This is a genomic window from Leisingera sp. ANG59, from assembly GCF_013317235.1.
Lineage (GTDB): Bacteria > Pseudomonadota > Alphaproteobacteria > Rhodobacterales > Rhodobacteraceae > Leisingera.
In genome coordinates, this window is the sequence record NZ_WLCM01000009.1 from 34,500 (window position 1) to 50,032 (window position 15,533).

A 15,533-nucleotide genomic window follows, 5' to 3' on the forward strand; every position below is an offset into this window, starting at 1 on the left:
TTTCCGGAGGATAAAGTCATAACAGGATTCTTTCACGCTCAAGCGGATCCGGCTGGAAGCCGGAGGGTTTGCTCCAGTGAGTGGATACTAAACTTTCGCCTTGCCGAAAAGCGCGAGTCCCTTGCTGCGCCCGCGCAACACCTCCGCCGGCAGCGCAATCCAGCCATCGCGCGCGGGCTCCGCCCCGGCTGCTTCCAGCAAGTCCGCTGAAACAATCACCTGCATGCCCTGCGCCTTGGTCAGCTGCTCCAGCCGCGCCGCAGTGTTCACCGTGTCACCAAAAACGGAATATTCAAGCCGGTCTTGTGTGCCGGTCACCCCCGAGAACACCTCGCCCCAGTGCACCCCGACCCCAGCACCCAAACCGGTGTCCCCGGCCTGTTCCCGGGACTGCCGCCAGTCATTCAATTGCGTCACCAGCCCTTCAGCGCACTCCAGCGCCCGGGCCGCAGCGCGTTCGCCTTCGAACAGGATCATCGCCGCATCACCGATATACTTGTCGATCAAACCGCCGGTCCGGGCCGCAACAGCTTCCACCCGCGCCCTGAATTCCGTGATCAGGCGGCTCACCTCCTGCGGCTCCCGGCCCTCGCACCAGCTGGTGAAACCGCGGATATCGATAAACAGGATCGCCATAGTCTGCTGGCGGCCTTCTTGCAGCGCCTCCAGCCCGCCGCCTGCCAGGCGGCCTGCCAGCTGTGCAGGCAGATAGCGGGTCAGGTTTGCCTTTTGCCGGGCCTCCTCAATAGAGCGGTGCAAAAGCGCACGCATCCGCACGGCAGCCACCACCAATACTCCGCCAGCCAAGCACAGCATCACCAAACGCATGAAATTCGGCGGCGAGTCCAGGGTCAGTCTGATCCGCCCAACCAGATCCGGCGCAGCTTCAGGTGGCTGCCACAGGATCATCCAGGCCAATCCAGCTGCGATCAGCACCAGCATCACGGCAAGCCGCAGTGGGTTCAGCCTGAGAACGCCGAAGGCCAGCACGACAGGGGCCATCCACACGGCAGGCATGGCAAAGACCGCTCCGCCGGGCACTCCTGTATTCACCAACGACAGGAATGTGTTCAGCAGCAAGAAGGCGCAATCCGCGAAAACCGCCAGCCAGATCATCCAGGGCTTGAACAGCTGTCTTCCAATTGCCCAGTAGATTACCCCGCCAACTGCCAGATAAGACAGCATGGTCGCCGCTGCCAGTCCGACCTGACGCCGTAAATGCGGCTCTTCAATCACCCGCACGGACTCAACTGCCAGCACCATCGCCAGCATCAGACCCAGCGACACAGCAATCCGCAAAAGCGCAACGATGCGTTCCGCTTCGACCTCCGCGGAACGCAGCAGGACCGGCTCCTCGGGCCTCGGCACAATCGGAGCCAGCGGCAGCCTCATTTACTCATCCGCCAGAAGCGCCACCTGGCGCGGCTCGACCTCCACCTGGCCGGGATCCTCCAGTTCAGCCCCGTTGGCGACTACGCCCATCGCCTCGAACCGGCGGGCCGAGGGCAGCACCCGGGCTTCCAGAGAACCCACCGCCTTGTTGTAGTTGTTGACCGAGGAAGACAGCGACCGGCCGACCGAGGCCAGGTTCTTGGAGAAAGTCGCCAGCCGGTCATAAAGCTCCTTGGCGGTCTTCTGAACTTCAACCGCGTTTTCCGCCATCTTCTCCTGCTGCCAGCCATAGGCAATCGACTTGACCAGGGCCATCAGCGTGGTCGGCGTGGCGATCAGAACTTTGTTTTCAAAGGCATATTCGATCAATCCCGGGTCCGCTTCTGCCGCGGCGGACACAAAGGTCTCGCCGGGGATGAACATCACCACGAAATCCGGCGTCTCGCCCAGCGTGCTTTGATAGGACTTGGAAGCCAGCTGCCGCACATGGGTCTTCACATGGTTTGCATGGCGGGCCAGTGCCGCCTGCTGCTGATCCGGCGTCTCCGCCTCCAGCGCGTCCAGATAGGCCTCCAGCGGCGTCTTCGCATCCACCACAATGCTCTTGCCGCCGGGAATGCGCACCACTGCGTCCGGCCGGCGCAGCCCTTCATCGGTACCGACACTTTTCTCCAGCTCGTAATCCACATGCTCGGCCATGCCGGCCATCTCGAACACCTGGCGCAGCTGCATCTCGCCCCAGCGGCCGCGGGTTTTGGGCGCCCGCAGGGCCTGCACCAGCTTGCGGGTCTCGCCGCCCAGCGCCGCCTGGCCCTCGGCCAGATGCTTCACCTGAGTCTGGATGGCACCATAAGCCTCGTTGCGGGCCTGCTCGATCTCCTTGATCCGCTCGCCGAACTGGCCAAGCTTCTGGTCCAGCGGCTTCACCAGGCTCTCGATCGCCGCATGGCGCTTGGCCAAATCCGCATCCGCCGTCTTGCTGTGGGCCTGAAACCGCTCGCTGACCAGGCTCAGAAAACTTTCGGAGTTCTGCTTCAGCACGCCCGAAGCCAGCGAGGCGAACTTGTGCTCCATCTGCTGGTTCATGTGCTTCAGCTCTTCCAGCCGCGCTGCGTGCTCGGCTTTCAGCGCCTGCACCTGGGCCTCTGCCTGATAGCGCGCTGTGCGCTCGTTCTCATGCACCCGGCGCAGAGTGGCCAGTTCATCCGTCAGCTCCGGCAGCCGGGCCGCTTCGGCCTTCAGCCCGGCAATTTGGCTGCTCTGATCCGCGTTCACCTGCTCCAGCAACCGCGCCGTGCTGCGCAGCCGAAGCCCCGCCAGCGCCAGAAGCGCGGCCAACCCGGCCAGCACGTAGATTGCCCAGTGGGCCTGTTCCAGTGTCACTGTTCGTCCTCCCTTTACCGGGGGTTCTTTTTCATGTGCGCCCGAACAGGCGCTCGATATCTGCCAGTTTCAATTCCACATAGGTGGGGCGGCCATGGTTGCACTGACCGGAATGGGGGGTTGCCTCCATCTCCCGCAGAAGCGCATTCATCTCCTCCCCCCGCATCCGGCGGCCGGAGCGGATCGAACCGTGGCAGGCCACCCGGCTCAGGATCGCTTCGACCCGCGCCTGCACCAGCTGGCTTTCACCCTGATCCGACAGCTCATCCAGGATGTCCTTGATCATCGCCTCGGCGTTGACCTCGCCCAGGATCGCCGGGGTTTCCCGCACCGCAATGGCATTGCCGCCGAACGCCTCGATGCCGAGGCCGAATTTCGCCAGCTCATCCGCAACCCCCAGCAGGCAGGCGCAGTCGTTGTCGCTAAGCTCAACGATTTCCGGGATCAGCAGCGCCTGCGCCGCGACCCCGTTTTCGGACATCTGGCGTTTCAGCTTCTCATAGACCAGCCGTTCATGCGCGGCGTGCTGGTCGACAATCACCATCCCGTCAGCGGTCTGGGCGATAATGTAGTTTTCATGCACCTGGCCGCGTGCTGCACCCAGCGGCAGGGCTTCGGCCCCGGGGCCGGACCCATCGGACGCCTCCGCGGGCCGACCCGCGGCCACCGGCGCCTCGGGGGCTTCGGTCACCCGGCCGCTGTAGGCGCCGGCCAATTCGGCAAAGCCGGGAGACGCCGACGGCTGATAAGCGGGGGCGGGTGTATAGTCTTCCGGCTGCTGTGCTGCATAGGACGCAGTCCGCGCGCCATAAGAGGGCCGGTCCATCTGGTAGATCCGCGGTGCGCCGGCGGCGGCGGGCTGCTCCGCCTTCATTGCCCCCAGCATGGCGCCGGCCACAGTGGTTGAGGCGCGGTGGCCGGCCTCTGCCAGCGCATGGCGCAGAGAGGAAACGATCAGCCCGCGGGCAAATCCCGGATCACGGAACCGCACTTCGGATTTCGCCGGATGCACGTTCACGTCCACAAGTTGCGGGTCGCAGTCGATGAACAGCGCCGCCGCCGGGTGCCGGTCGCGGCTGAGAAAATCGAAATAGGCCGCGCGCAGCGCGCCGGTCAGCATCTTGTCCTTCACCGGCCGCGTGTTCACGAAAAGGAACTGCGTCACCGCGGCACCGCGCGAATAGGTCGGCAGCGCCGCATAGCCATAAAGCCGGATACCCTCGTGGGTGGCGTCGATCTTCAGCGCGTTTTCGGCAAACTCCCGCCCCAGCACCGAGGCCAGCCGCCCGTGCAGCGCATCGAACAAATCGCCTGACAAGGGATCGGCGCGGAAGGTCACCCGCCCCTCGCCGCCGCCCGAGACATCGCGCAGGGTGAAGCCGACTGAGGGCTCGGCCATCGCCAGGCGCTTCACCGTGTCCCCGATTGCCTGCGCCTCAGCCCTGTCGGTGCGCATGAATTTGAGCCGTGCAGGGGTTGCGAAAAACAGATCGCGCAGCTCGACAATGGTGCCCGCCCGCAAAGCGGCCGGCTTCACCGGCTCCAGCTTGCCGCCCGAGACGCGGATCTGCGCCGCCTCATGGCCCGGCATGCGGCTCGTGATCGTCAGCCGCCCGACAGCGCCCAAGCTTGGCAGCGCCTCGCCCCGGAACCCGAAGGTGTGGATGTTCAAGAGGTCCGAGCCGTCGATCTTGGAAGTCGCATGGCGGCTCAGCGCCAGCGGCAGGTCCTCCGGAGTCATGCCGCAGCCATCATCCGTCACCCTAATCAGCGTCTTGCCGCCATCGGCAATCTCCACCGTGATCCGTTTGGCGCCGGCATCAATGGCGTTTTCCACCAGTTCCTTGACCGCAGAGGCGGGACGCTCCACCACCTCACCCGCGGCGATCCTGTTGATGGCGCTGTCGTCCAGCTGGCGGATGATTGGCCGACTGGTTAGGGCGTTAAATTCGCCGATATGGGGTTCTTTACTGCTCATACCGCTAAATTTAGCATGTATGGGCGATTCTGCCACCGGAATGCGCAGCCGTACCGCAGTAGTAGCGTTAAACAGGAAGGCAACTGAGCAAATCCTTATCCCAGCAGAATTCCGCGCGGGTTCAGGCCCTTCCTCTTGAGTTTTTTGTCCATTCAGTCAAAAAACATGCCCGTCTGCGGGGGCGCTCGCTTGCCAATATGCCGCACCCGTGCGATTTTCGCACGGAACTCTTCCGAGGATTTCCAATGGATAGCCAAACCGCCGAACGAAGCGCGCAGCTGCCGCAGCTGGCAGAGCCGCGCAACCCGGGCATGGAGCTGGACCTGGACTGGGTCGCAGCCGTGCAGGCCAACACGTCGGCCATCGAACGCCGCTGTGCCACCCTGCCGGGCCGCCGCAGTGTCAAGAAAGACCATCAGGCCGCCTGGCTGCTGAAGGCGATCAGCCTCATCGACCTGACCACCCTGTCCGGTGACGACACCGAGGGCCGGGTGCGGCGGCTGTGTTCCAAGGCGCGCCAGCCGGTCAGCGCCGGCCTCCTGCGCAGGCTGGGGATGGAGGGCCTCACCACCGGCGCGGTCTGCGTCTACCACGACATGATCCCGACTGCGGTCAAGGCGCTGGAACGCACCGGCATTCCGGTTGCCGCGGTCTCCACCGGTTTTCCGGCCGGCCTGTCGCCGTTTCACCTGCGGGTGGCGGAGATTGAGGAAAGCGTCAAGGACGGTGCCGAGGAGATCGACATCGTGATCACCCGCCGTCATGTGCTGCAGGGCAACTGGCAGGCGCTTTATGACGAGATGAAAGCCTTCCGTCAGGCCTGCGGTGACGCCCATGTGAAGGCGATCCTGGCCACCGGCGAGCTGGGCTCCCTGCGCAACGTGGCGCGCGCCTCGCTGGTGTGCATGATGGCCGGCGCCGACTTCATCAAGACCTCCACCGGCAAGGAAAGCGTCAACGCCACCCTGCCGGTGTCGCTGGTGATGATCCGGGCGATCCGCGATTACTACGACCGGACCGGCTACCGCGTCGGCTACAAGCCTGCGGGCGGTATTTCCAAGGCCAAGGACGCGCTGGTGTACCTGGCGCTGATGAAGGACGAGCTGGGCGACCGCTGGCTGCAGCCGGACCTGTTCCGCTTTGGCGCCTCGTCGCTGCTGGGTGATATCGAGCGCCAGCTGGAACATCATGTCACCCGGGCATACTCCGCCGGCTACCGCCACTCCATGGGCTGAGGGCTGAACACATGACCATCAAAGAGATTTTCGACACCATGGAATACGGCCCCGCCCCCGAAAGCGCCGCCGAGGCACTGGCCTGGCTGGTTGATCAGGGCAGCCGCTTCGGCCATTTCATCAACGGTGAATTCACTGCTGCTGGCGAAGGCTTCGACAGTAAGAACCCGGCCAGCGGCGAGGTGCTGGCCACCCTGACCCAGGCCACCCAAGCGGATGTGGATGCGGCGGTTGAAGCCGCCCGAAAGGCCCAGGGCGGCTGGGCCGGTCTGGGCGGCGCAGGCCGTGCCAAGTACCTCTACGCCATCGCGCGGCTGCTGCAGAAGCACGCCCGCCTGTTTGCGGTGCTGGAGACGCTGGACAACGGGAAACCGATCCGCGAAAGCCGCGACATAGACATCCCCCTGGCGCAGCGGCATTTCTACTATCACGCAGGCATGGCCCAGCTGATGGAGAGCGAGCTGCCGGATGCCGAGGCACTGGGCGTCTGCGGCCAGATCATCCCGTGGAACTTCCCGCTGCTGATGCTGGCGTGGAAGATCGCCCCGGCCATCGCCATGGGCAACACCGTGGTGCTGAAACCGGCGGAATACACCTCGCTCACTGCGTTGATGTTTGCCGACATCTGCCGCCAGGCGGGCCTGCCCAAGGGCGTGGTCAATATCGTCACCGGCGACGGCGCCGTGGGCGAGATGATCACCGCGGCGGATGTGGACAAAATTGCCTTCACCGGCTCCACCGCCGTCGGCCGCTGCATCCGCGAGGCCACCGCAGGCTCCGGCAAGGCGCTGACGCTGGAGCTCGGCGGAAAGTCGCCCTACATCGTCTTTGACGATGCCGACCTCGACAGCGCGGTCGAAGGGCTGGTCGATGCGATCTGGTTCAACCAGGGCCAGGTCTGCTGCGCGGGCTCGCGCCTCTTGGTGCAGGAAGGCGTCGCCGAACGTTTCCACGCCAAGCTGCGCACCCGCATGGACTCCTTACGCGTCGGCAACCCGCTCGACAAATGCATCGACATCGGCGCCATCGTCGACCCGGTGCAGCTCGACACCATTGAGAGCCTAGTTGCCGCCAACCGCGCGGGCACCATGCACCAGGCCAAGGTCGAGATGCCCAAGGGCGGCTGCTTCTACCCGCCGACGCTGATCGAGGGTCTCGCGCCCTCCGATCCGCTGATGCAGGAGGAGATTTTTGGCCCGGTACTGGTCTCCTGCACCTTCCGCACCCCGGCGGAAGCCGTGGAGCTGGCCAACAACACCCGTTACGGGTTGGCAGCGACCGTCTGGACCGAAAACGTGAACCTGGCGCTCGACATGGCGCCGCAACTGGCCGCGGGCGTGGTCTGGGTCAACGGCACCAATATGTTCGACGCCGCCGCCGGGTTCGGCGGTGTGCGCGAAAGCGGCTTCGGGCGCGAAGGCGGCTGGGAGGGGCTTGCCGCCTATACCCGTCCGAAATCCAAGGCCAAGCAATTGGCCAAGGTTGAGGCGTTTGCCGGCAATGGCGCCCCGGTCGACCCGCTGGACCGCACCGCCAAGCTCTACGTTGGCGGCAAGCAGGCACGCCCGGATGGCGGCTACAGCCAGGCCGTCTATGGCAAGTCCGGCGCGCTTCTGGGCCATGTCGGCCTCGCCAACCGCAAGGATGTCCGCAACGCGGTGGAGGCTGCGGCGGGTGCTGGCAAGTGGTCCAAAACCACCGGCCACCTGCGGGCGCAGATCCTTTATTACATCGGCGAGAATCTCTCAGCCCGTGCGGATGAGTTTGCAGCCCGCATTGACGCGATGACCGGGAAAAATGGTGGTGCAGCAGAAGTCGAGGCTTCGATCCAGCGCCTGTTCTCCGCCGCCGCCTGGGCCGACAAATACGACGGCCAGGTGCATGGCGTTCCGGTCCGCGGCGTGGCGCTGGCAATGAAAGAGCCGGTTGGCGTGATCGGCGCGCTCTGCGCCGATGAGGCGCCGCTGCTGGGCCTGGTCTCGGCGATGGCACCCGCGATAGCCATGGGCAACCGGGTGGTGCTGGCGGCCTCCGAGCCCTTCCCGCTGGCGGCAACCGATTTTTATCAGGTGCTGGAAACATCGGACGTGCCCGCTGGCGTGGTCAACATCCTGACCGGCAGCCATGCAGAACTGGCGAAACCGCTGGCCTCGCACCTCAACGTGGACGCTGTCTGGAGCTTCTCCTCCTCTGATCTGTCGGCAGCGATCGAGGCGGCTTCCGCAGGCAACCTGAAGCGCACCTGGGTCAACAACGGCACAGCGGCGGACTGGACACAGGACCAGACCAAGCGCTTCCTGCAGGAGGCCACTGAGGTGAAGAACATCTGGGTGCCCTACGGCGAATAACCCAGCCACTTCCCAAACAGATCAAACGCCGCTCCTTCTGGGGCGGCGTTTGATCTTTGGAGCAGCCGCCCGCCTGCCAAGGCTCGGATTGCTTCTAGCAGCAACCGCCCGTGCGCAGCACGGGCCACGCCCAAGGCCAAAGGCTGCCCGGCTAAGCCGGGGAGCCAGCGGGCGCGGGAGCACTTCGCGGCTCGATGCCACTGGAAGAAAAGAAAACGCCCGCTCCTTTCGGAACGGGCGCAGAAAATCCGGATAAGCGCGGATTAGCGGCGGATGCCCAGGCGTTTGATCAGGTCCTGGTAACGGGCCTCATCCTTGCCTTTGGTGTAGTCCAGCAGCTTGCGGCGCTGAGCAACCATTTTCAGGAGGCCACGGCGGCCGTGGTTGTCCTTCTTGTGGGTTTTGAAGTGCTCAGTCAGGGTGTTGATGCGCGAGGTCAGGATTGCAACCTGGACTTCCGGGGAGCCGGTGTCGCCCTCTTTGGTTGCGAATTCTTTCATCAGGCGCGCTTTTTCTTCCGCAGTGATCGACATCGGGGTCTCCTTCATAGGTTAGAGTGGATGGCGCAGGCCGGGATGTCGTCCAGCACAGGCCCATGGAGCTGTCTGCCGCGGAGTCGCGGCAGATGCGGGCGTATAAGATGATTCCGGCCCAAAGGCAAAGGATATGTGAGGTTCCCCTGCCGGGGCTGCCGGCCCTATTGCGGCAGCATTCCTGCCGCTGCCGCCGCGGCGGTGTCCATCAGCACCAGATCCGCTGCAGTCAGCCCGTCGGCGCCGGACACCCGCAGGGCCGGCTCGCCATCAACCAGGATCAGCTGCTCATCCTGGGCATCCGGATTCTGCTGCACTTCCACAGATGGCTCCTCACCGCCGGCAAAATCCCAGACCAGCACCAGCTGATCCTCATCAGCATCGTAATCCACCAGCTGGACAGCTTCCGACGTGCCGGTCCAGATGCCTGCGGTAAACTGGTCCGCGCCCGCGCCGCCGGTCAGGACATCCGCGGCCCCGGCGATCAGCGTATCGCCGCCGTCGCCGCCGTTCACGAAATCCTGCTCCGCACCATCTCCGGCGCCGGACACCACATCATCGCCCGTTCCGCCAAACAGTGCATCCTGGCCAGAACCGCCGGTCAGGCTGTCATCGCCATCGTTGCCGTGCAGCGAATCCGCGCCTTCACCTCCCTCCAGCCAGTCGCCGTCCTGGCCGCCGTGCAGCACATCATCGCCGACACCGCCAACCAGGCTGTCCGTTCCGAAGTGACCGTACAGGCTGTCCGCCCCGTCACCGCCTTCCAGTACATCGGCGCCTGCGTCACCCTGCAACAGGTCGTCTCCGCCGCCGCCAAACAGGCTGTCGTCACCGCCATTGCCATGCAGAACATCGGCGCCTTCACCGCCGTCCAGCCAGTCATCGCCGCCGTAGCCTCCGATCTGGTCGCCGCCGCCGCCGCCGCTGATGCTGTCTGACGCATTGCTGCCTGCCAGCACATCACCGTCCTCGGTGCCTGTTATGGTTTCACCGTCAGCGGGTTCCTCACTGCCAGGCTCGATATAACCGCCGTCCAGGCCATCCCCCTCGGCGGCTGCAGTGTCTTCATCATCTGCGCTGTCGACATTGACCAGGACCGCACCGCCCATTGCCACCAGTCCCAACATGCTCGCCAGCCATAACATTACAACTCAACCCCTGGAGGATTCACTCATACGCAAGCACACTTTCACAGTGCGCCGAAAATTGCAAACAAAACAGGAACGCCGGTTAATGCAGGTCAGTGGCCTGCGCTGTCCGGCCACAGTTCCGGCTGCTGGCGGTAGGGAATGTACAAGGGGTGCTTGGGGTGGCCGGCTTTACTGAGGCCAAGATGATGCAGCGGCTTCCCTGTCGACCGAAGCGCCTTTTCCACGCGCGCGCCTTGGCTACGGTGCTCGCCATGTGTGCCCCAGGCACAAATCACCACATCGGCCCACTCAATGCCTTCCAGAATGGCCGCCATGTTGTCCGGCCCTTCCGGTGCCTGCAGCCTGCGCATTTCCCGCGGGTCGGTGACCCGGCAAGCAAAAATGTTGGTGGCCCGGAACCCGCCAAACCCCAGGGCGCGGGCACGGCGCTCGCAGCGCTCGATGGTCGGATCGTTCTGCACCTCGGTTGCGGTGGAGGGGTTCAGCATCACAAACATCACCCGCCGCCCGGCCGGCTCCCAGGTCCGGGTCAGGCTGTACCGGTAGGTTTCGCAATCGGAATAGACGGCGGTCGAGGGCGCGTCGCCCTTGGTGTGGCTGCGGGTGATCATGTGCGCCTCTCTAAATCGCTGCTGCTTGCGTTCCAAGAGGATTTCACGCACCTATAAGCGTATTGCAAGGATTGCAACTGCCGCATTGGGTGCAAGCCGGGAAATTGATTGAATAACAGGTAATTATGGAACTTCTTATCTTCCTCGCACTTGCAGGCTCCGCCATAGCAGTTGGCTTTGACGGAGCAGAAAATTCCGGCGAAGAAACCGCCGGACCGGCGGAACCGGACACTCCGGTTGAACCTGACCCGCAACCCCAATCCCTCCAACTGTCCGGCACCGCCGGAACAGATGACATGCTGGACGGCGGGGATGGAAACGACACGCTGACGGGCAATGCCGGCGACCTGGATCTGCTGGCCGGCGGCAGCAGCGATGATGAATTACATCTGGGTGCGGACAATACCGCCCGGGGCGGCGCGGGGGCAGACCGCTTTGTCCTGGACGATGAGGGCAGCCGTCAAACGCTGATCGCGGATTTCGAACTGGGCGCCGACCGGCTGGCCCTGACGCCCTATCACTCCGGTTACGTCGAGCTGATCGAGGCCGAAGACGGCATCGGCCTGCGCTTCATCGACACCCTCAACAACCAAACGATCCTGACCCTGCCGGGCGTTTCCCTGGGTGAAGGTGAAACTCTGCAAGTGGATTTTCTGACCAGGGATGGCGACGTTGACCGCACGGTGCGCTTTGAAGGCCCCGGCTGAACCGCGCCGTTCACCCTGGATGCGATCCGCGGCACATCGGGCGGCGACAGGCTGAGTGGCACTGCAGGCGACGACGTGATCTTTGGCGAAGGCGGGGCAGACACACTCTCCGGCGGCGAAGGCGACGATTCGCTCTTCAGCGGCAGTGGCGCGGTCTATTATGACGGCTCCTACAATCACTACCCGGGCGATCTGACCCAGATTGGCGACGACGGCGATATCCTGGACGGCGGCGCCGGGGATGATCACCTGTGGACCGGCCCCGGCACCACGGCCAGCGGCGGAGAGGGGGCGGACAGCTTCCACGCCTATGCAAACGTCTACGCGGCAGGAACCCCGGCAGCGGAAATCACCGATTTCGATCCGGCAGAAGATCAATTGCGAATCGACTTCCCGGTTGTTGCCGGCTTCGGATCCGTTCCCAGTTACAGCTTCGAAGATGCCATTGCCGGGCTGAGCGTTGCCTACGACGCGGACCAGGACAGCACCCTGATCGCCATGGACGGAATCGCTGGAGCGGCATTGCCAGGCGACCAGTCAGGGGTAAGCATTGCCTTCCACGACGACTATTCTACGGATGAAGACCGCTGGAGGGACACGGCGGGAAATACGATCAACGCCGAGGAAGGAAGGCAGGCAGCTGTCATTCTGACCGCACAAGAGTATTATTCTGTGTTCGGGGAAAACGGAACAGCCGGACCAGCCTAGCCAGGGCCGCAACGCTCTCGCAGCGCTGACCCAAAAAGTTACGCCTTGTTAACCGGCGCTTGTGTCCTGGCTGAAGACCCGGCTGGGATGTAGGGTGCCCGATTTATAGACGCCAACCGCCACCGCCTGGCCGTCGAGCGAGGCCCAGGCCTCATCGCCGTATTCAACCTCATCATTGGGCAACACCATACCCGGGTTGCCATTGCGCAGCCGGACCGCCCCTTCGGGCGTACACTTGACCTCGGGCAGATCGGCCAGCCCTTCCTCCAGCGGGCGCAGGTAGGCGTCCAGCTTCGGCGTGCGCGCCAGGCGGTCGATCTCTTCCAGCGAAATCCCGTCTTCAGCCGCATCAAAGGGACCGGACCAAATCCGGCGCAGTTCCTTGACATGCCCATGGCAGCCCAGTGCCGCGCCCAGGTCGCGGGCGATGGAACGCACATAGCCGCCCTTGCCGCAGGTCATCTCCAGCACCACGTGGTCCGCGTCGGGGCGGTCCACCATGATCAGCTCCTCGACCCACAGCGGGCGGGCTTCGATCTCCACATCCTGGCCATCGCGGGCGAGCTTGTAGGCGCGCTGGCCGTCGATCTTCACGGCGGAGAACTTGGGCGGCACCTGCATGATCTCTCCCAGGAAGGGCAGCAGTGCATCCTTGATCTGTTCATCGGTGGGGCGTTCGGCGCTTTCGGCAATCAGCTCACCCTCGGCATCATCAGTGTTGGTCGCCTGCCCCAGCCGCACGGTGAAGGTATAGGCCTTTAAGGCGTCGGTGATATAGGGAACGGTCTTGGTCGCCTCGCCCAGCGCCACTGCCAGAACGCCGGTTGCTTCCGGGTCCAGGGTGCCTGCATGGCCGGCCTTCTTGGCCTCCAGCGCCCAGCGCACCTTGTTCACAACCGCCGTCGAGGTCAGCCCCGCGGGCTTGTCCACCACCAGCCAGCCGGAAATATCGCGCCCTTTGCGTTTGCGTGCCATGCATCGTCCCCATGTGTCAGCGAGGCGCGCCGGTTACCGGATCGCCGGGACAGTGTCAATTTAACAAAGGCGCCGCCTGCGGGAAAGCCGCGCGGCGCCGCTTGCCCTTGCCCTGATCCCGCAGTAGGCAAGCGCCCATGGCCGTATCAAGTGAATACACCCCGCCGCAGGACCCGCTGGAGATCCTGCACCACGACGCCGAACTGCTGGCCGTGAACAAGCCTGCAGGCCTGTTGTCGGTGCCGGGGCGCGGGGAGCATTTGGCCGATTGCCTGATCAGCCGCATCCAGGCAGCATTCCCCGAGGCGCTGCTGGTGCACCGGCTCGACCGCGACACCTCCGGCGTGATGGTATTCGGCCTCTCTCCGCATGCGCAGCGCCACCTGTCGATGCAGTTTGAAAAGCGCACCGCCAAGAAAGCATATGTCGCGCGTGTCGCGGGCCGGCTGGAACCGAGGAGCGGCACCGTGGACCTGCCGCTGATCGTCGACTGGCCGAACCGCCCGAAACAGATGGTCTGCCATGAGACCGGCAAACCCGCCGTCACCGACTGGCGGGTGATGAAGTATGAGGACGATGCCACAAGGGTGCGGCTGACCCCCAAGACAGGGCGTTCGCACCAATTGCGGGTGCATATGCTGTCACTAGGCCACCCGATCCTGGGCGACCCGCTTTATGCAAGCGGCGCGGCATTGGAGCACCCGCGGCTGATGCTGCATTCCGAGGAGTTGCGGATCAAGCACCCCGACAGCGGCGAGTCGCTGAAGTTCCGGGTGAAGCCCGATTTCTAAGGGCGCCGGTCAGGGCGCCTCCATCACCATCAGGAACATCGTGTCTGCCCGCTTCGCCTCGTAGGTATGCGGATGATCTCCCGGAAAGGTGTAGTAGTCACCCGGCCACAGCTGTTCTTCCTGCCCCTCCGGCCCGGCGCGCATCTGGCCGGAACAGATCAGCATATGCTCCATCGTGCCGCGCGGATGCGGCTGGGCGCGGCGGATCTCTCCGGGCTGCATCACCACCCGGTAGATATCCCGGCGCACGTTTGGCGGGCTGCGCGACAGCAGGACGGCGGCGAAATCGGACTGCTCCGACGCCAGCACCTCGCCCTCGCCTGCGCGGATCAGCCTGGTGGCCGGCGCCTCGGTTTCAAACAGCAGGCTCAGCGGGATATCCAACGCCGCCGCCAAGGCCCAAAGCGTCTCTACACTGGGGTTTCCATTGCCTGCCTCCAGCTGGGACAGGGTTGACTTGGCAATTCCCGCTTTGGCCGCGAGGGCAGAGAGCGACATCCCGGCGCGGCTGCGCTCGCGCTGGATGGCGGCGGCAATCATCTGGTGAGGCGCGGAATTGTTCAATATTTCACCCAATCGTTCGACTTGACGAACATCCCGTTCGTTCGGTATGAAAGACTAACGTTCGATATAGATGAATATCGCACCTGTTACCAGAGGAGCCTAGCAATGGCCGTTCAGCAGATGACCGCCTTCCCCGGCGCCCGCAGCCAGCTGATGGACGGGTTGCGGGGCATCCTGCCGCTGGCGGTGGGCGTCGCAGTCTACGGACTTGCCTTTGGCCTGCTTGCCGCGCAGGCGCAGATGGACGGGCTGCAGACCGGAGTGATGGGCACCATCATCTTTGCCGGCTCCTCGCAGTTCATCGCCGTCGAGCGGCTGGTGACGGGTGCAGGAGCAGGCGCCGCCCTGCTGGCGGGCCTTGCGCTGAACCTGCGGCTCTTGCTGATCACCGCCTCGCTGCGGGATGAGCTTTCCGGACGGCCCTGGTGGCAGGTGCTGCTGGGGGTGCATCTGGCCACGGATGAGAACTGGGCGCTGATGCACGCCATGCGCGCCCGCGGCCATCGCGCGGGCTACTGGTATCTGGTGGGCGGCGGATTGGGGCTGGTCGCGGTCTGGGTGCTGGCCACTGTGGCGGGGGCCAGCTTCGCCACGGCAGTGCCGGAGCCCAAGGCCCTGGGCATGGATTTTGCCTTCACCGCTGCCTTTATCGCCATCCTACGTTGCCTGTGGAGCGGCAGGGCCATGCTTCTGCCGTGGGGCGGGTCCATCGCCACCGTGCTCCTAGCGGGCCTGCTGACGCCGCTGGATCCCACTTGGACGCTGATCCTGGGCGGCGCGGCCGGTGCTGCCATTGCCGGAGTGCTGGGCAGTGACTGAGACCTGGACCCTGATCCTCGGCCTTGCCGCCGCCACGTTTGCGGTGCGCCTTTCGGGCTATCTGCTGGGCCGGCGGCTGCCGGACCATGGCCACTGGGCGCGCGGGCTGCAGGCACTGCCGGGCTGCCTGATCCTGTCGCTGGTGACCTATCTGATGATGCAGGGCGGACCGCAGGAATGGATCGCAGGCTCAGCCGCATTGTTAGTGGCGCTGCTCACCCGCAGCCTGCCTTTGACAATGATAGCCGGCATAGCCGCGATCTGCTTGCTCAGGGCAGGATTTTGAAGCGTCCAGCGGCATCGGCAGGAAGGAGCCAGTTCCGGTTTACTGCTCGCTT

15 protein-coding genes are annotated in these 15,533 nt (G+C 64.4%); 7 read left to right on the top strand and 8 right to left on the bottom strand.

Annotated features, from left to right (window positions below; all coding sequences use genetic code 11):
- Positions 1 to 87 precede the first annotated feature (87 nt).
- From GKC28_RS10370 to mutL, 3 genes are read right to left on the bottom strand one after another with little or no spacing between them, the layout of a single operon-like run.
- Positions 88 to 1,392, bottom strand: a complete 1,305-nt coding sequence (locus GKC28_RS10370) for an adenylate/guanylate cyclase domain-containing protein (RefSeq protein ID WP_174146828.1) — start codon at positions 1,390 to 1,392, stop codon at positions 88 to 90.
- Positions 1,393 to 2,775 carry a DNA recombination protein RmuC gene (gene rmuC, locus GKC28_RS10375; RefSeq protein WP_174146829.1) on the bottom strand — a complete coding sequence of 461 codons (1,383 nt, stop codon included), beginning with the start codon at positions 2,773 to 2,775 and terminating at the stop codon, positions 1,393 to 1,395.
- Between the two features lie 31 nt (positions 2,776 to 2,806).
- Positions 2,807 to 4,753 carry a DNA mismatch repair endonuclease MutL gene (gene mutL / locus GKC28_RS10380; protein ID WP_174146830.1) on the bottom strand — a complete coding sequence of 649 codons (1,947 nt, stop codon included), beginning with the start codon at positions 4,751 to 4,753 and terminating at the stop codon, positions 2,807 to 2,809.
- 245 nt (positions 4,754 to 4,998) lie between these two features.
- On the opposite strand from mutL, the gene deoC reads away from it, so the two are divergent.
- Entirely contained in the window at positions 4,999 to 5,988 is a 990-nt protein-coding gene (deoC, locus tag GKC28_RS10385; protein ID WP_174146831.1) for a deoxyribose-phosphate aldolase, read from the top strand.
- Positions 5,989 to 5,999: 11 nt separating this feature from the next.
- The gene (locus GKC28_RS10390) at positions 6,000 to 8,336 is read left to right on the top strand and encodes an aldehyde dehydrogenase family protein (RefSeq protein ID WP_174146832.1); all 2,337 of its coding nucleotides are present in this window, start codon (positions 6,000 to 6,002) and stop codon (positions 8,334 to 8,336) included.
- Positions 8,337 to 8,599: 263 nt separating this feature from the next.
- Here the strand turns inward: GKC28_RS10390 and rpsO are convergent, their stop codons facing one another.
- From rpsO to GKC28_RS10405, 3 genes are all read right to left on the bottom strand, one after another.
- Positions 8,600 to 8,869, bottom strand: coding sequence for a 30S ribosomal protein S15 (gene rpsO, locus GKC28_RS10395; protein ID WP_019295116.1), 270 nt, complete (start codon positions 8,867 to 8,869; stop codon positions 8,600 to 8,602).
- 164 nt (positions 8,870 to 9,033) lie between these two features.
- The gene (locus GKC28_RS10400) at positions 9,034 to 9,996 is read right to left on the bottom strand and encodes a calcium-binding protein (protein ID WP_254604200.1); all 963 of its coding nucleotides are present in this window, start codon (positions 9,994 to 9,996) and stop codon (positions 9,034 to 9,036) included.
- A 113-nt stretch (positions 9,997 to 10,109) separates the two neighbouring features.
- Entirely contained in the window at positions 10,110 to 10,631 is a 522-nt protein-coding gene (locus GKC28_RS10405; RefSeq protein ID WP_174146834.1) for a DUF1643 domain-containing protein, read from the bottom strand.
- Positions 10,632 to 10,756: 125 nt separating this feature from the next.
- Here GKC28_RS10405 and GKC28_RS26715 point away from each other — a divergent pair, with 125 nt between their 5' ends.
- Positions 10,757 to 11,338, top strand: a complete 582-nt coding sequence (locus tag GKC28_RS26715; RefSeq protein ID WP_174146835.1) for a hypothetical protein — start codon at positions 10,757 to 10,759, stop codon at positions 11,336 to 11,338.
- Between the two features lie 24 nt (positions 11,339 to 11,362).
- Complete coding sequence (locus tag GKC28_RS10415; RefSeq protein ID WP_368041110.1) at positions 11,363 to 12,046, top strand: hypothetical protein; 684 nt, start codon at positions 11,363 to 11,365, stop codon at positions 12,044 to 12,046.
- Between the two features lie 48 nt (positions 12,047 to 12,094).
- Here GKC28_RS10415 and truB read toward each other — a convergent pair whose 3' ends face one another.
- A complete protein-coding gene (truB, locus tag GKC28_RS10420; protein ID WP_174146836.1) occupies positions 12,095 to 13,021 on the bottom strand; it encodes a tRNA pseudouridine(55) synthase TruB in 927 nt (308 codons plus the stop codon).
- Between the two features lie 137 nt (positions 13,022 to 13,158).
- Between truB and GKC28_RS10425 the strand changes: the two genes are divergently transcribed.
- A complete protein-coding gene (locus GKC28_RS10425; RefSeq protein ID WP_174146837.1) occupies positions 13,159 to 13,812 on the top strand; it encodes an RluA family pseudouridine synthase in 654 nt (217 codons plus the stop codon).
- Between the two features lie 9 nt (positions 13,813 to 13,821).
- On the opposite strand, the gene GKC28_RS10430 is transcribed toward GKC28_RS10425, so the two are convergent.
- Complete coding sequence (locus GKC28_RS10430; RefSeq protein WP_254604201.1) at positions 13,822 to 14,376, bottom strand: helix-turn-helix domain-containing protein; 555 nt, start codon at positions 14,374 to 14,376, stop codon at positions 13,822 to 13,824.
- A 105-nt stretch (positions 14,377 to 14,481) separates the two neighbouring features.
- Here GKC28_RS10430 and GKC28_RS10435 point away from each other — a divergent pair, with 105 nt between their 5' ends.
- Both GKC28_RS10435 and GKC28_RS10440 read left to right on the top strand, forming a co-directional pair.
- Positions 14,482 to 15,195: an AzlC family ABC transporter permease gene (locus tag GKC28_RS10435; RefSeq protein ID WP_174146838.1), complete on the top strand. Its 714-nt coding sequence runs from the start codon at positions 14,482 to 14,484 to the stop codon at positions 15,193 to 15,195.
- Complete coding sequence (locus GKC28_RS10440; protein ID WP_174146839.1) at positions 15,188 to 15,481, top strand: AzlD domain-containing protein; 294 nt, start codon at positions 15,188 to 15,190, stop codon at positions 15,479 to 15,481. Before GKC28_RS10435 ends, GKC28_RS10440 begins: the two co-directional genes overlap by 8 nt.
- Positions 15,482 to 15,533 lie beyond the last annotated feature (52 nt).

What these genes read in the sequence shown, in the direction of transcription:
- GKC28_RS10400 (WP_254604200.1), bottom strand. Translation starts at nt 9,996, where the DNA reads ATGTTGGGACTGGTGGCAATGGGCGGTGCGGTCCTGGTCAATGTCGAC.
- rpsO (WP_019295116.1), bottom strand. Translation starts at nt 8,869, where the DNA reads ATGTCGATCACTGCGGAAGAAAAAGCGCGCCTGATGAAAGAATTCGCA.
- GKC28_RS26715 (WP_174146835.1), top strand. Translation starts at nt 10,757, where the DNA reads ATGGAACTTCTTATCTTCCTCGCACTTGCAGGCTCCGCCATAGCAGTT.
- GKC28_RS10405 (WP_174146834.1), bottom strand. Translation starts at nt 10,631, where the DNA reads ATGATCACCCGCAGCCACACCAAGGGCGACGCGCCCTCGACCGCCGTC.
- truB (WP_174146836.1), bottom strand. Translation starts at nt 13,021, where the DNA reads ATGGCACGCAAACGCAAAGGGCGCGATATTTCCGGCTGGCTGGTGGTG.
- GKC28_RS10370 (WP_174146828.1), bottom strand. Translation starts at nt 1,392, where the DNA reads ATGAGGCTGCCGCTGGCTCCGATTGTGCCGAGGCCCGAGGAGCCGGTC.
- GKC28_RS10425 (WP_174146837.1), top strand. Translation starts at nt 13,159, where the DNA reads ATGGCCGTATCAAGTGAATACACCCCGCCGCAGGACCCGCTGGAGATC.
- GKC28_RS10435 (WP_174146838.1), top strand. Translation starts at nt 14,482, where the DNA reads ATGGCCGTTCAGCAGATGACCGCCTTCCCCGGCGCCCGCAGCCAGCTG.
- deoC (WP_174146831.1), top strand. Translation starts at nt 4,999, where the DNA reads ATGGATAGCCAAACCGCCGAACGAAGCGCGCAGCTGCCGCAGCTGGCA.
- mutL (WP_174146830.1), bottom strand. Translation starts at nt 4,753, where the DNA reads ATGAGCAGTAAAGAACCCCATATCGGCGAATTTAACGCCCTAACCAGT.
- GKC28_RS10390 (WP_174146832.1), top strand. Translation starts at nt 6,000, where the DNA reads ATGACCATCAAAGAGATTTTCGACACCATGGAATACGGCCCCGCCCCC.